Genomic DNA, 15896 nt, shown 5'->3' on the forward strand with positions numbered 1-15896 from the left:
TGCCGTTTGACCGCTTCGGAACCGGATTTGCTGGGGAGATGGTAAAAATGTAAACGGATTTTCGTATCTTTGGCTTCGCCGAAGATGCTCCCGCTCGGCAATGTTCAAATAAATTTGAAATTGCGCCCGCTTATTTGTATCTTCGCAGGATATTTCGCTTGTGATGGCAGAAAAAGAGAAAGACATACTGGAAAATATCGGAGAGCAGGAATACAAGTACGGCTTCACTTCGGACATCGAGACCGAGACCATCGGCAAAGGGCTTTCGGAGGAGGTCGTGCGGCTGATCTCCGCCAAAAAGGGCGAGCCGGAGTGGATGACCGAACGCCGTGTGGCGGCCTACCGCCATTGGCTGACGCTGGAGGCTCCGACGTGGGCCCACCTGACGATCCCGCCGATCGACTTTCAGGAGATCATCTACTATGCGGCTCCCAAGCCCAAGAAACAGCTCGGCTCGATGGACGAAGTCGATCCCGAGCTGAAACGCACGTTCGACAAACTGGGCATTCCGCTCGAAGAGCAGATGGCCTTGGCGGGCGTCGCGGTCGATGCCGTGATGGACTCCGTGTCGGTGAAGACCACCTTCAAGGAGACGCTGGCCGAAAAGGGGATCATCTTCTGTTCGATCTCCGAGGCGCTGCGCGACTTCCCCGAGCTGGTGAAAAAATACCTCGGGAGCGTCGTGCCCTATACCGACAACTTCTACGCCGCGCTGAACGCCGCGGTCTTTTCCGACGGTTCGTTCTGCTACATCCCCAAGGGGGTGCGTTGCCCGATGGAGCTTTCGACCTATTTCCGCATCAACGCCGCCGGCACGGGGCAGTTCGAACGCACGCTGATCGTGGCCGACGAGGGGGCCTACGTGAGCTACCTCGAAGGGTGCACCGCACCCCAGCGCGACGAGAACCAGCTGCATGCCGCGGTGGTGGAGATCGTCGTCGAGCGGGACGCCGAGGTGAAATACTCCACCGTTCAGAACTGGTATCCCGGCGACCGGCAGGGTCGCGGCGGCGTCTATAATTTCGTGACCAAGCGCGGCATCTGCCGCGAGAACGCCCGGCTGTCGTGGACGCAGGTCGAGACGGGTTCGGCGATCACGTGGAAATACCCGAGTTGCATCCTCGCGGGCGACAACTCCGTCGGGGAGTTCTACTCGGTGGCCATGACCAACAATTTCCAGCAGGCCGACACGGGCACGAAGATGATCCATATCGGCCGCAACACCCGCAGCCGCATCGTCTCGAAGGGCATCTCCGCGGGCCGGAGCGAGAACTCCTACCGCGGCATGGTCCGCGTGGCGAAGGGGGCCGAGAACGCCCGCAACTACTCGCAGTGCGATTCGCTGCTGATCGGCGACAAGTGCGGGGCGCACACTTTCCCCGTGATCGACGTGCGCAACCGCACGGGCGTCGTGGAGCACGAGGCCACGACCTCGAAGATTTCCGACGACCAGCTCTTCTACTGCAACCAGCGCGGGCTTTCGACGGAGGACGCCGTGGGGCTGATCGTCAACGGCTATGCCCGCGAGGTGTTGTCGAAACTGCCGATGGAATTCGCCGTCGAGGCGCAGAAACTGCTGGCCTTGCAGCTGGAGGGATCGGTGGGATAGACTGAAGGATGAAAGTCGTCGTCATAAACGGAAGTCCCCGCCGCGACGGGCTGGTTTCGCAGATGCTCGGCCATGTGGCCGGCGCTCTGCCCGAAGGGTGCGAAGTCGAGATGCTGTTAGTCCGCGACATGCAGGTCCGGCCCTGCACCGGGTGTATGAAATGCCGTTCGCTGGGGCGCTGCGTGCTGCCGGAGGACGACGCCCACCGCGCGGCGGAGACGGTTCGCGGGGCCGACGCCCTGATCGTCGGGTCGCCCTGCTATTGGGGCAACATGAGCGGGACGTTGAAGGTGCTGTTCGACCGGATGGTCTATGCGATGATGGGCGAGCGGGAGAACGGCATGCCGATTCCGCTGCACAAGGGCAAGCGGGCCGTGCTGGTCGCCACGTGCAATACGGTCTATCCGTTCAGCGTGTGGTTCCGCCAGACGACCGGCGTGTTCCGCGCATTGCGCGAGATATTGAAATGGAGCGGTTTCCGGATCGCCGGGACTTTGGGCCGGGGCGGATGCCGCAAACACGGGGAGCTGACGCCCCGGGAGATTGGGAAATGTAAAAAACTGGCAAAAAGGATATGTTAAAGGTAAAAAATCTGCACGCCTCGGTCGATGGCAAGGAGATTCTCCGGGGCATCGACCTGGAGGTGAAGGCCGGCGAGGTGCACGCCATCATGGGGCCCAACGGCTCGGGCAAATCGACGCTGGCGTCGGTGCTCGCGGGCAACGAGAAATTCACCGTTACGGAGGGTTCGGCCGAGTTTCTGGGCCGCGATCTGCTGTCGATGTCCATCGAGGACCGCGCGCGACTGGGGCTGTTCCTGGGGTTCCAGTATCCGGTGGAGATTCCGGGCGTCACGATGGCCAATTTCATGAAGCTGGCCGTCAACGAACAGCGTAAGTTCCGCGGCGAAGAGCCGCTGACGGCCGCCGAGTTCCTGCACCTGATGCGCGAGAAGAGCGCCGTGGTGGAGCTTTCGTCGAAACTCACCTCGCGGGCCGTGAACGAGGGTTTCTCGGGCGGCGAGAAGAAGAAGAACGAGATTTTCCAGATGGCGATGCTCGACCCGAAGTTGGCGATCCTCGACGAGACCGATTCGGGGCTCGACATCGACGCCCTGCGGATCGTCGCCACGGGCGTCACCAAGCTCCACCGGGCGGATAACGCCACGGTGGTCATCACCCACTACCAGCGTCTGCTGGATTATATCGTCCCCGACGTGGTGCACGTGCTCTACAAGGGGCGCATCATCTACTCCGGGGACAAGTCGCTGGCGCTCAAGCTCGAAAAGGAGGGTTACGACTGGCTCATCAACGAATACGACAAGTGATGGAGACGATTCTCGACATAATCCGCGGGTTCCGTCCGGCGGACAGCGGGGTGCTCCGGATCGACGGGGCCGCGGGCGAACCGTTCGCGGCGGTCGATCCCCGAAGCCTGCACGTCGAGGTGTCTGCGGGGGCTTCGGCGCATCTGGTCGTGCTGCACACCGCCCCCGACCTCTCGTCGCTGACGCTGGAGCTGGCCGAAGGGGCGCAGTTAGTGCTGACCGAACTGTTCGTCGCGGAGGCTTTCGCCGAGGTCGCGGTGAAGCAGGCCGCCCGCAGCCGCTGCCGCCTGACGACGGTGCAGCTGTCGAGCGCCAACGCCTCGTACCGCATCGACCTCGACGGTGCGGATGCCGAAAACGAGTTGGGAGGGGTGTTCCTCGCTGCCGACAGCGAACATTGCGTCGTGAAACTCCGCACGGCGCACAATGCCGCCGACTGCCGCAGCGACTCCTATGTCAAGGGCGTTGCCGGAGGACAGGCCGTCGGGGAGTTCTGCGGACTGGTCTACGTCGCTCCCGGCGCCCAGCGCACCGACGCCCGCCAGCAGAGCCGCAACATCCTGCTCAGCGAGACGGCGCGCATCACCACCCAGCCGCAGCTGGAGATCTATGCCGACGACGTGAAGTGTTCGCACGGCGCGACGGTGGGGCAGATGGATGCCGATGCGGTTCTGTACATGCGCCAGCGGGGGTTGAGCGAGGCGCAGGCCCGGCGATTGCAGATCGAGGGATTCGTCGGCGACGTCGTGACTCGCTGCGGCATCGAGCCGCTGTGCGGGGCCGTCATGGAGCTGGCTTCGGCGAAAATGGAAAAACTGTGAATATGCTCGACATCGAAAAAATACGGGAGGAGTTCCCGATCCTGCACCGCGAGGTCTACGGCCGGCCGCTGGTTTACCTCGACAGCGGAGCCACGGCGCAAAAGCCTCGTCAGGTGATAGATACGATCGACGACCTCTACCGGGGCCTGAACTCGAACATCCATCGCGGGGTGCATTATCTCTCGGAGCAGGCCACGGAGTTGTACGAGGCGGCCCGGGAGCGGATCGCCGCGTTCGTCGGGGCGGCCGAGAAGGAGGAGATCGTCTTCACGGCGGGCGCCACGGCGTCGCTCAACACGGTGGCCTATGCCTGGGGCGACGCCTTCGTCGGGGCCGGGGACAACATCCTCGTCAGCGAGATGGAACACCACTCGAACATCGTGCCGTGGCAGCTGCTGGCCCGGCGCAAGGGGGCCGAGATCCGCGTGCTGCCGTTCGACGATGCGGGAGCGCTGCGCACGGAGCTGCTGCCGGAACTCGTGGACGAACGGACCCGTGTGGTGGCCGTGACGCAGGCGTCGAACACGCTCGGCACGCGGCCCGACCTGCGGCCCGTTATCGAAGCGGCGCATGCCGTCGGGGCCGTCGTCGTCGTGGACGGCTGTCAGGGCGTGGTCCACGGCGGGGTGAACGTCCGGGAGATGGACTGCGATTTCTACGCCTTTTCGGGCCACAAGCTCTACGGTCCGACGGGCATCGGCGTGCTGTACGGCAAGCGGGAGCTGTTGGAGCGGATGCCGCCGTTCCTCGGGGGCGGCGACATGGTCGATACGGTGACTTTCGAGGAGACCACCTATGCCCCCGTGCCGCTGAAATTCGAGGCCGGAACGGCCAATTTCGTGGGCGCCATCGGATTGGGCGAGGCGGTGAAGTTCGTGCAGCGGTTCGATCCGGCGGAGATCGAGGCGCACGAAGAGTCGCTGCTGCGCCGCGCCACGGAGCGGCTGTCGGCCATCGACGGACTGCGGATCTACGGCACGGCGCCCGGTAAGTGCGCCATCGTGTCGTTCAACGTCGAGGGGGTGCATCCCTACGATATGGGGATGATCCTCGACAAACTGGGCATTGCGGTCCGCACGGGCCAGCACTGCGCCGAACCCGTGATGGACCACTACGCCACGACGGGCATGTGCCGGGCCTCGTTCGCGCTGTACAATACGCTTGCGGAGGCCGATGCGCTGGCCGCCGGGGTCGAACGGGCCGTGCGGATGCTGCGCAACTGAATATTGGCAATTGAAAATGAAAAATTGAGAATTGAAAATTGGGATTCATATCGAAAATCCGTGTCGTAGGATGTCGGACGGGAAAATGGAATTTTTAATTTTTCATTCTTAATTTTTAATTATAAACAAGACTACTACCTATGTTCATCGTACTCGAAGGCTTGGACGGGGCGGGCAAATCGACCCAGGTCCGCATGTTGCGACAACTCCTCTCGGAACGGGGCGTGGAGAGCGAGTATGTGCATTTTCCGCGCTTCGACGCTCCGGTCTACGGCGAGTTGATCGCCCGTTTTCTCCGGGGGGAGTTCGGCGGCGTGAACGAGGTCGATCCCTATCTCGTGGCCCTGCTCTTCGCGGGCGACCGCGCCGCGGCGGCTTCGCAGATCCGGGCGTGGATCGCCGCGGGCAAAGCCGTGATCCTCGACCGCTATGTCTACTCGAACGTAGGCTTCCAGTGTGCGAAACTTCCCGCCGGGGAGCCGCGCGACCGACTCGCGCAATGGATTCTCGACCTCGAATTCGGTTACAACGGCTTGCCGCGCCCCGATATGTCGCTCTTCCTCGACGTGCCCTTCGCCTTCACCGAGCGCAAGCTCTCGGAGGCGCGCGAGGGCGACGACCGCACCTATCTGCAAGGCGGGCAGGACATCCACGAGGGGGCCCTCGACTTGCAGCGGCGTGTCCGCGAAGTCTATCTGGCCGCCGCCGCGAAGGACGATTCGCTGCGCGTGGTCGATTGCTGCGATGCGAACGGGGCGATGGAGAGCCCCGGGCGGATTTTCGATAAGATACGGGCCGTGCTGGCCCCGATACTCGATGCACGATGAGGAGGACCCGGGCTTTCAAGATTCTGGCGAACGTCTGCCGGCTGATCCTCGCCTGCACGTTCATCCTTTCGGGCTTCTCGAAGGTGATCGATCCGTGGGGCACGGCGTTGAAGGTCAACGAATACCTCTCGATCTACGGCATGGAGTACCTGCAACCTGCGTCGATGACCTTCTCGATCTGGCTGTGCGGCGCCGAGTTGATGATGGGGTGCATGCTGCTGCTCAAGGTCCGCATCCGTCTGATTTCGATCTTCGCGTTGGTTTCGATGATCTTTTTCACACTGCTGACGCTGCTCAGCGCCACGCTGATCCCCGTCGAGGATTGCGGATGCTTCGGCGAGGCGCTGAAACTCACCCCTTGGGAAACCTTCGCCAAGAATGTCGCCCTGCTGCCGATGTCCTTCGTGGTGTGGTGGCGCTACCGTCCCGACAAGATCTTCGCGTTCAAACCCCTGGAGATCGTGCTCACCTGCACGTTCTTCTTCCTCTCGATGTATCTGGGCTACTACTGCTATATCCACCTGCCGCTGATCGACTTCCTGCCTTATAAGGTCGGGGTCAACATCCACGAGGCGATGCAGGAGCCTGCCGTCGAGTCCGGCGAGTCGGAAACCGTGCTGGTCTACCGCAACCGGAAGACAGGCCGCGAGCGGGAGTTTTCATTGGACGACACCGAGTGGCAGGACGCCGAGAAGTGGGAATGGGTGGACACCCGCACCGTGAGCGAGCTGCCGTCGGTGCGGCCGCTGGTGAGCGAATTCGCCCTGCGCGACGCCGAGGGCGACGCCACGGAGGAGGTGTTGACCATGCCCGGACGGGTTTACATGCTCTGCGTCACGGAGTTCGACCGCCTGCCGCGTCCCTGCGCCCGGCGTATGGCCCGGCTGGTGGAACACGCCCGGGAGGAGGGCGCCCATGTGGTCTGCCTGACGCCCGATCCGCTGTACGGGGTCACGTGGCACGATTTCGGTTCGGGGGAGGTGCGCTGCTACAACATCGACGCCTCGACGATGAAAACCATGCTTCGGGCCGACAACGGACTGGTGGTGCTGGACGACGGAACCATCACGGCTAAAAAGAACTGTCGCGATATTCGTCCGTAGGGGCGTTCGGCGGGATGTGGTATAAAAGTTGACACGGAGAAAACCGTGTCAACTTTTTCGTTTAGCGAGGGAGAGCCGAAACTCGGTTTCGGACTATGCCGAGCGTAGAAAAAGAAGAGTATCAACTTTTTTCGTATGCGAACAATCCCTATTTTGCTGATAACCCTGCTTGCCGGGGCGTGCGGCCGCAAAACCCCGGCTCCCGAGACGGTGCGTCCCGTGAAGGTCACGACGGCCGCGGGCGCAGGCATCATCGACAAGGATTTTGCCGGTATGGCCACTCCCGACGATGCCGTGAACCTTGCTTTCAAGGTGGCGGGGCAGGTCCTCGACGTTCCCGTTGCGCAGGGCCAGAGCGTGAAGAAAGGGGCGCTGCTCGCCGAACTGGACCCCCGGGACATCGAGTTGCAGGTGGCGGCGACGCGCTCGGCCTTCGAGGAGGCCCGCTCGCAGCAGCAGCGCATGCAGCGTCTCGTGGAGCACGAGGCCGTGTCGCGGCAGGAGGCCGAGGCCGCCTCGACGCGCTATGCGCAGGCGCGCTCCACCTATGAAAACACCCTCGATCTGCTGAAAGACACGCGCCTGAGGGCTCCGTTCGCCGGGGTCGTCGAGCGCAAATACGTCGATAATTTCGAACGGGTGCAGGCCGGACAGTCGATCCTTCGGCTGGTCAACCCCGTCACCACCACTGTCCAGTTCACCCTTCCCGAAACCGGGCTGTCGCTGCTGCGGGACAGTTCGACGCGTTTCACCGTCGAGTTCGACAATTATCGGGGCGCGGCGATTCCGGCCCGCCTGAAGGAGTATGTCGAAACCTCGTCCGACGCTTCGGGATTCCCCGTGTCGCTGACTCTCGAAAATCCCGATCCGGCGCGTTACCGCATTTCGCCCGGTATGTCGTGCACGATCACCATGCAGAGCGCCGATCCGGTTCCCGACGCCGTGTCGCTGCCCGTGTCGGCCGTCTACGCTCCGGCCGAGGGCGGCACCTATGTCTGGATCGTGGGCGCCGACGACCGCGTCACGCGCCGCGAGGTGAAGCCCGGGGAGTTGTTCGGCCGCGACCGCGTGGTCATCGACAGCGGCGTCGCGCCGGGCGACAGGGTCGTCACGGCCGGCGTCTACCAGCTGCGCGAAGGGGAGCGGGTCCGGATTTTAAGATGACGCTGCGATGAACCTGCCCGAATATTCCCTGCGAAACGCCAAAGTGATTTGGTTTTTCCTCTTCGTCCTGCTGGTCGGCGGGGCGCTGGGCTTCTCGACGCTGGGCAAGAAAGAGGATTCGGTCTTCGTCATCAAATCGGCGTCGCTCGTCTGCTCCTATCCGGGAGCCACGCCTCCGGAGGTCGAGGAGCTCATTACCGAGCCCATCGAACGCGAGGTGCAGTCGATGCGCCTCGTGCACAAGATCACTTCCGAATCCTATTACGGCGTTTCGAAGATCCAGGTCGAACTGGACCCCGCCACGCCTGCCCGCGAGATTCCCCAGCTGTGGGACGAACTGCGCCGCAAGGTGCTCAACGTCCAGCCGAAACTGCCCGCCGGGGCGTCGCAGATCACCGTCGCCGACGATTTCGGCGATGTTTACGGCATCTATTACGGACTCTCCGTCGATGGAGGATTCTCGTGGTCGGAGCTGCGCGACTGGGCCCAGCGGCTGAAAACGGCCCTCGTGACGATCGACGGCGTGCAGAAGGTGACCCTCTACGGCGAACAGACGCCCGTGGTCAACGTCTACGTCAGCCTCGCGGCGCTGGCCAACTTCTCCATCCGCCCCGAAACCATCGTCTCGACCATCGGCCAGCAGAACTCCATCGTCGATAGCGGGGAGAAGCAGGCTGGGAAGCTCCGCATACAGATTCTCGAAGACGGGACCTACAAGACGCTCGACGACCTGGCGGACCAGCTGCTGTTCGCCACCTCGGGCAAGCAGTACCGCTTGGGCGACATCGCCCGCGTCGAGCGGGGTTACGCCGAGCCGTCGCAGACGATGATGCGCGTCGATGGCCGCCGGGCCGTGGGCATCGGCATCTCGACCGAAGCGGGCGTCGATGTGGTGAAGGCCGGAGCGAAGATCGACGGCGTGCTGGCCTCGCTCACGCGCCAGATGCCCGTGGGCATGGAACTGACGGTGCTCTATCCCGAAAACCGCATCGCCCGCGAGGCCAACTCCACGTTCATCCTCAATCTGGCCGAGTCGGTGGCGATCGTCATCCTGATCATCATGCTCGTCATGGGTTTCCGCGCAGGGGTGCTGATCGGCAGTTCGCTGTTGTTCTCGATCGGCGGCACGCTGCTGCTGATGCAGTTTCTGGGCGAGGGGCTGAACCGCACTTCGCTGGCGGGATTCATCATCGCTATGGGCATGCTCGTCGATAACGCCATCGTCGTCACCGACAATGCGCAGCAGGCCATGCTGCGGGGTGCGGGGCGAAGCAAGGCCGTCGTCGATGGAGCCAACGCCCCGCGGTGGAGCCTGCTGGGCGCCACGCTGATCGCCATATTCTCGTTCTTGCCGTTGTATCTGGCCCCTTCGTCGGTGGCCGAGATCGTGAAGCCGCTGTTCGTCGTGCTGGCCCTCTCGCTGCTGCTGAGCTGGGTGCTGGCCCTGACGCAGACGCCGTTGTTCGGGAATTTCATGCTGCGGGTGAAACCCCTCGGCCGCGATCCCTACGACACGAAATTCTACCGCGCTTTCGACCGCTTTCTGGCCGTCCTGCTGCGCCGGCGATGGGCGGTCGTGGCCGTCGTTGTCGGACTGTTCGCCCTTTCGCTGGTCGTCATGGGGCTGATGCCTCAGAACTTCTTCCCGTCGCTCGACAAACCCTATTTCCGCGCCGACGTGCTGCTGCCCGAGGGGTACGACATCCGCGATACGGAGCGCAACCTGCTCACGATGGAGGAGTGGCTCCGCGAACAGCCCGAGGTGAAGACCGTTTCGATGACGCTCGGCTCCACGCCGCCGCGCTACTATCTGGCCAGCAGCAGCGTTTCGATGCGTCCCAATTTCGGCAACGTCCTCGTCGAACTGCACGACAAGCGGCAGACCGAATCCGTCGAGGCGCGGTTCAACGCCTGGGTCACCGCGAATCTCCCCGACGTATGGCTGCGCTCGTCGCTTTTCAAGCTCTCGCCCGTGCCCGACGCGGCCATCGAATTCGGCTTCATCGGCGAGAACGCCGACACGCTGCGCCGCCTGACGGCCGCCGCCGAGGAGGTGATGTGGCGCACGCCGGGGGCGGTGAACATCCGCAACGGCTGGGGCAACCGCGTGCCGATGTGGCAGCCGGTCTACTCGCAGATGAAGGGCCAGCGTATCGGCATCACCCGCAGCCAGATGGCCCGGGGCATCACCATCGCCACGCAGGGGTACGCGCTGGGCGAATACCGCGAGGGCGACCAGTTCATGCCGATCCTGCTGAAAGACGAGAACATCGGCTCCTACAACCTCACCAACTTGCAGGCCCTGCCGATCTTCAGCCCTTCGGGCAAGGTGTTTTCGATCGAGCAGGCCACCGACGGCTTCCGCTTCGACTTCCGGCCGGGCGTCATCAAGCGCTTCAACCGCCAGCGGGTGATGAAGGCGCAGTGCGATCCTGCCCGCGGGGTCAACACTATGCAGCTGTTCGCCGCGCTGCGCGACTCGATCGACCGCGCCGTGGTGCTTCCCGAGGGCTATTCGATGAAGGTTTTCGGCGAGCAGGAGAGTCAGCAGGAGTCCAACGAGGCGCTGGCCGAATACATGCCGCTGACGCTGGTGCTGATCCTGATCGTCCTGCTGCTGCTGTTCCGCAACTACCGCGAACCGGTCGTCATCCTGCTGATGATACCGCTCATCTTCATCGGCGTGGTGCTCGGACTGGCCGTCACGGGCAAGGTGTTCAACTTTTTCTCGCTGCTGGGGTTGTTGGGACTGGTCGGCATGAACATCAAGAACGCCGTGGTGCTCGTCGAGCAGATCGGCGTGCTCCGGGCCGCCGGCAAGGACCCCTACGAGGCGCTGACATCGGCCACGCGCAGCCGCATCGTCCCCGTGGCGATGGCTTCGGGAACGACCATTCTGGGCATGCTGCCGCTGTTGTTCGACTCGATGTTCGGGGCTATGGCCGCCACGATCATGGGCGGACTGCTCGTGGCTACGCTGCTGACGGTCTGCGTGCTCCCGGTGGTCTACGCCCTGTTCTATAACATTCGCAAACCATGAAAAACGCAGTTTCGATACTCCTTTTGTGCCTCTCCCTGCCGGCGTTCGGACAAACCTCGCTCGACGGCTACCGGGCGGCGGTCGCCGATTACAGCTGGCAGCTGAAGATCGCCGCCTCGCAGAGCGACGCTGCGGCCGAAACGCTGGGGCAGGCCCGCACGGGCTACCTTCCGCGGCTGGCGATGGACGGGAGTTTCACCAAGACCTTCCACCGTTACGAAGGCGTCGAGCCGTGGACCTTCGGCGTTTTGCCGCAGGTGGTTCAGACCGTTTACGGAGGCGGTGCGGTGCGGGCTTCGGCCCGGCAGGCCGAACTGGGCTACGACATCGCCCTGTGCGACGAGGAGTTCTCGCGCCTCGACGTGCGCTATGCCGCCGACTATGCCTACTGGAACCTTTCGGCCGTGGAGCTCTATGCCGCGTCCATGCGCCAGTATGTTTCGATCATCCGTTCGCTCAAAGAGGCCGTGGACCGCCGTTTCGCCGAGGGGTATATCGCCAAGGGCGACGTGCTGATGATCGACGCCCGGCTGAGCGAGGCCGAATATTCGCTCGTGAGCGCCGAACAGAGTTACGAAGTGGCCCTGCACAACTTCAACATCCTGCGCGGAACCGACGCCGCGCTCGACGTGCGGCTGGCGCAGAGCATCCGCGATTCGCTTCCGATGCCCGGGCGGGTTGTGTCCGCCGAGGCCCTGGCGCGCCGTCCCGACTATGCCGCCGCACGGCTGCGTGCGGAGCAGGCCGATTGGGGCGTCCGTTCGGCCCGGGCGCCCTTCAATCCGCAGCTGAGCGTCGGGGTAGGGGGATCGTGGCAGCCTTTCTCGCCCAACCGGACCGGGGCCACGACGGTGGACGGATCGGTTTTCGTGAAGCTCTCGGTGCCGATCTTCCATTGGGGCGAACGCCGCCGGGCCGTGGGAATCGCGCGCGCCGTGCAGCGGCAGCAGGAGTGGACCGCCGCGCTGCGCCACGACGACATCGTGCGCGAGGAGATGAACGGCTGGACGGCGCTGGTGCAGAGCCGGGCGCAGGTCGATGCCACGGAGGAGAGCCTTCGCATCGCGGCCGAAAACCTCTCGATCAGCACCTATTCCTACGGCGAGGGGCTTGCGACGATCCTCGATGTCCTGCAAGCCCAGCTGAGCTGGATTCAGCTCTATTCCAACGCCATCCGAGCGCACTACAACTATGCCGTGGCGGTTTCCGACTACCAGCGCATCACGGCGCAGTAAAAAACGGCGGAGAATATTCTCCGCCGTTTTTTATTACCGCCGGGTGTTTCACGCTTTCGCAGGTTCGGTACTCACTACCGCGACCTCGTGCGAAACGGGAGCGATCATCCGCAGCATCCGCACCAGACCGCAGTGTTTTTCGTGCGTGAGGACGATGGCGCGGCTGACTTTCGCCTGGTCGTCCTCGGAACCGCACTCGACGTTGTAAACGACATGGAACGAGGTGAATACGCTTTCCGATCGGAGTTCCTGGGTGGACAGTTCTCCCGAGAAGCCGATTTCGAACCGCTTGGGCGCGATGCGCTCTTTCCGCATGATCATCAGCGCCGTCTGTGCGGCGCATTGCGCGGCGGCGTAGAGCAGCAGGGCCTTGGGGTTCATCGTGTCGCATCCGGCGCCGTCTGCGGCCCGGAATTTTCCGTTTTCGGACATCTGTAAAGTTACTTTCTCAATCATGGTTTTCGGTTTTTTCGTTCAACGATCATCCGAGGGCAAATTCCGTTCCTCAGGTAGTGTGCGGATGGGTAAAAATTCGTATATTTGCCCGTATTTAGTGAAAATATGCGTATGCGAAAATTCCGGATATTGTTGCTGATCCTTGCCTCGGCGGCGTGCACCTTCGGTGCGCAGGCCGCCGGGCCCGAAATAGGGACGCTCATGGAGCGCGCCCGCGACCTGTTCGACTACGGCCGCTGGAGCGACGCGCGGCATGAGTTCCTGCGTGCGAAGGCCGCCCTGACCCCTTCGGACCGCCTGCTGGCCCAGGAGGTCGAGTTCTATTTGGCCGCCTGCGCCGTGGAGCTGGGCAGCGCCGATGCCGAAGGGGCCCTGCGTGAATTCGACGAGCGTTATCCCGGGTCGGTCTACGCCAACGACGTGCGTTTCGCCCTCGGGTCGTTCTACTGTTCGGCCGGGAACATGAAGAAGGCCCGCGAAGCCTTCGAAAAGACCGATTACAGGGCCCTGAGCGCGCCGCGCCGCGAGCAGTACGACATCCGCATGGGATACGTCGAGTTCGGCGACGGCAATTACGCGAAGGCATACGGCTATTTCGACCGCATCGGCAGCCGCAGCGAGTATGTCGATCACGCCCGTTATTACAAAGCCTATATCGACTATGCCGAGGGACGCTACGGCCGGGCGAAGCAGGGCTTCGAGACGCTCGCGCGCAGCGACGCCTACGGCGACGTGGTGCCCTACTACCTGTTGCAGATCGAGTTCCGCGAGGGCAACTACCGCTACGTGGTCGAGAACGGCGAGGCGCTGGCCCGCCGGGCGGTTCCCGAACGCCGCGCCGAACTGGAGCGCGTGATGGCCGAATCGTGGTTCCGGCTGGAGGATTTCAACAAGACGCTGGAGCACCTCGCGGCTTTCCGGAGCGCCGGCGGCGAGATGGACCGCGACGCCGCCTATCTCGAAGGCTTCTCGCTCTACCGCACGGCCCGCTATCCCGAGGCTGCGGAGTGGCTGCGCAAGGCGTGCGGCGCCGAGGACGCCCTGACGCAGAACGCCTCCTACCACCTGGCCGACTGCTACCTGCGCGCCGGAGACAAGGAGTCGGCGATGCAGGCTTTTGCGATGGCTTCGGACGAGTCGCTGGATGCCGCGATCGCCGAAGACGCGCTGTTCAACTATGCCAAACTGCAATACGAGCTGGGCGGCGGAGCCTTCAACGGGGCGATCAACGTGCTGACGCGCTATGTCGAACGCTATCCCTCGTCGCCGCGTGCGGAGGAGGCCCGGACGCTGCTGATCGCCGCCTACTACAACTCCCGCGACTACGACGCCGCCTACCGCGCCATCAAGGCGATGCCTTCGGGCGATGCCGACATCCGCGCGGCGTTGCAGAAAATAGCCTATTTCCGCGGGCTGGAGGCTTATTCCTCCGGCGATCTGAAAGCAGCGCAAAGCTACCTCGCGGAGTCCGCGGCGGTGAACGTCAGTCCGAAATACTCGGCTCTGACCTCTTTCTGGCAGGGCGAGATCGCCTTTGCGCAGGGCGATTACGCCGTTGCCGCCGCCAAATACAACGCCTACCTGAAACGGGCGCCCCGCACCGAGCGCGAATATGCCCTGGCGTGGTACAACTTAGGTTACTGCGCTTTCGACCGCAACGATCTCCAGCAGGCGCAGGAGGCTTTCGGCAAGTTCCTCGCCGCATGGTCGCCGCGCGACAGCTACCGCGCCGACGCGCTGAACCGATTGGGCGACGCGGCCTATTCCGACCGGCGGTTCGAAGCGGCCGTGGGGGAGTATGACAAGGCCATCGCGCTGGGAACGCCCGAAAAGCGATATGCTCAGTACAAACGGGCCATCACGCTCGGCATTCTGGGCCATACGGACCAAAAGCAGCAGGCCCTGCGGCAGATCGCCGCTGCGGGCGGGGACTATGCCGACGAAGCCTCCTATGAGCTGGGGCGCAGCTACATCGCGCAGGAGAAATATGCCGAGGGCGCCGCGCAGCTCGAGACGTTCGTTGCGGCTTATCCCGCGTCGCCGCGCTGTACGCAGGCCTATTCCGATCTGGGACTGGCTTACCTGAATCTCGGCGACAAGCAGAAGTCGCTGGCCTATTATGACCGCGTGGTCGGGGCGTCGCCCCAGTCGGCCGAGGCCAAGGGCGCGATGCAGTCGATCCGCGAGATTTATGTTTCGGAGGGTGATGTGGACGCCTATTTCGACTATGCCGCCAAGGCGGGTGTGGAGAGCGACCTGACAGCCCTGTCGCGCGACTCGCTGTCGTTCGCCGCGGCGCAGAAGCTCTACCTCGGCGGGCAGCGGGATGCCGCCGCCAAGTCGCTGCGCAGCTATGTGGCGAGCTATCCCAAGGGCTATTACCTGACCGATGCGCTCTACTACCTGAGCGATTGCTATTTGCTTGCGGGCGACCGCGAGAACGCTATCGGGACGCTGACCCGGCTGGCCGGGCAGGGTACGAACCAGTATACCGTGGCCGTGCTGGAGAAACTCTCCGGGATGACGTTCGAGGACAAGCGCTGGGACGAGGCCGCATCGGCCTACCGGAGGCTTTACGACGTGGCGCCGACCAAGACGGGCCGCGAGGACGCCATGACGGGTTATGTGCGCGCCACCGTGGCCGGGGGCGACGGGGCGAAGATCGCCGAAATGGCCGCCGATGTCTGCGGGCACGACGACGCGGGGGCCGTGGCGCTGCGCGAAGCGAAATATGCCTGGGCCGGGCAGCTGCGGGCCGAGGGCCGGAGCGCCGAGGCGGTGAAGCTCTACAAGGAGCTTGCGAAGGAGGTGCGCACGAAGGAGGGCTCCGAAGCCGCCTATTACGTGATCGAATCGACGTTCGAAAGCGGCGACATGGACAAGACCGAAGCCGCCGTGTTCGCCTTCTCGGATCGGGAGCCGCAGGCTTACTGGCTGGCGCGGGCTTTCATCCTGCTGGGCGACGTTTACGTCCGCAAGGGGGACACGTTCCAGGCCCGGGCGACGTGGCAGAGTGTCGCCGACGGTTATTCGCCCGCCGACGACGGCATTGTGGAGGAGGCGAAGGCACGAATCGCAAAATTGAATTGAC

12 protein-coding genes are annotated in these 15896 nt (G+C 63.4%); 11 read left to right on the top strand and 1 reads right to left on the bottom strand.

Features of this window, described 5'->3' with window-relative positions:
* Positions 1-163: 163 nt before the first annotated feature.
* The 10 genes from sufB (at position 164) to WMO46_RS11020 (ending at position 12349) form a co-directional block, all read left to right on the top strand.
* Positions 164-1609, top strand: a complete 1446-nt coding sequence (gene sufB, locus WMO46_RS10975) for a Fe-S cluster assembly protein SufB (protein WP_019149986.1) — start codon at positions 164-166, stop codon at positions 1607-1609.
* Between the two features lie 8 nt (positions 1610-1617).
* Positions 1618-2190 carry a flavodoxin family protein gene (locus tag WMO46_RS10980; RefSeq protein WP_349094370.1) on the top strand — a complete coding sequence of 191 codons (573 nt, stop codon included), beginning with the start codon at positions 1618-1620 and terminating at the stop codon, positions 2188-2190.
* Positions 2184-2936 carry a Fe-S cluster assembly ATPase SufC gene (sufC, locus tag WMO46_RS10985; protein WP_278818337.1) on the top strand — a complete coding sequence of 251 codons (753 nt, stop codon included), beginning with the start codon at positions 2184-2186 and terminating at the stop codon, positions 2934-2936. The genes WMO46_RS10980 and sufC overlap by 7 nt, the downstream gene beginning before the upstream one ends.
* Entirely contained in the window at positions 2936-3757 is an 822-nt protein-coding gene (locus tag WMO46_RS10990; protein WP_349094371.1) for a SufD family Fe-S cluster assembly protein, read from the top strand. The genes sufC and WMO46_RS10990 overlap by 1 nt, the downstream gene beginning before the upstream one ends.
* A gap of 2 nt (positions 3758-3759) precedes the next feature.
* The gene (locus tag WMO46_RS10995; RefSeq protein WP_019149990.1) at positions 3760-4980 is read left to right on the top strand and encodes a SufS family cysteine desulfurase; all 1221 of its coding nucleotides are present in this window, start codon (positions 3760-3762) and stop codon (positions 4978-4980) included.
* Between the two features lie 140 nt (positions 4981-5120).
* Complete coding sequence (locus WMO46_RS11000; RefSeq protein WP_019149991.1) at positions 5121-5807, top strand: dTMP kinase; 687 nt, start codon at positions 5121-5123, stop codon at positions 5805-5807.
* Positions 5804-6910: a BT_3928 family protein gene (locus WMO46_RS11005; RefSeq protein WP_129650219.1), complete on the top strand. Its 1107-nt coding sequence runs from the start codon at positions 5804-5806 to the stop codon at positions 6908-6910. The genes WMO46_RS11000 and WMO46_RS11005 overlap by 4 nt, the downstream gene beginning before the upstream one ends.
* 135 nt (positions 6911-7045) lie before the next feature.
* Positions 7046-8074, top strand: coding sequence for an efflux RND transporter periplasmic adaptor subunit (locus WMO46_RS11010; RefSeq protein WP_230312158.1), 1029 nt, complete (start codon positions 7046-7048; stop codon positions 8072-8074).
* A 7-nt stretch (positions 8075-8081) separates the two neighbouring features.
* A complete protein-coding gene (locus tag WMO46_RS11015; RefSeq protein WP_349094372.1) occupies positions 8082-11114 on the top strand; it encodes an efflux RND transporter permease subunit in 3033 nt (1010 codons plus the stop codon).
* Entirely contained in the window at positions 11111-12349 is a 1239-nt protein-coding gene (locus WMO46_RS11020; protein ID WP_349094373.1) for a TolC family protein, read from the top strand. Before WMO46_RS11015 ends, WMO46_RS11020 begins: the two co-directional genes overlap by 4 nt.
* Positions 12350-12397: 48 nt before the next feature.
* Here WMO46_RS11020 and WMO46_RS11025 read toward each other — a convergent pair whose 3' ends face one another.
* Positions 12398-12805: an OsmC family protein gene (locus tag WMO46_RS11025; protein WP_276714559.1), complete on the bottom strand. Its 408-nt coding sequence runs from the start codon at positions 12803-12805 to the stop codon at positions 12398-12400.
* A 111-nt stretch (positions 12806-12916) separates the two neighbouring features.
* Between WMO46_RS11025 and WMO46_RS11030 the strand changes: the two genes are divergently transcribed.
* A complete protein-coding gene (locus tag WMO46_RS11030) occupies positions 12917-15895 on the top strand; it encodes a tetratricopeptide repeat protein (RefSeq protein WP_349094374.1) in 2979 nt (992 codons plus the stop codon).
* The last annotated feature ends 1 nt before the right edge of the window (position 15896 follow it).

It is taken from the genome of Alistipes intestinihominis (assembly GCF_040095975.1).
GTDB classification, from domain to species: Bacteria; Bacteroidota; Bacteroidia; order Bacteroidales; family Rikenellaceae; genus Alistipes; species Alistipes senegalensis.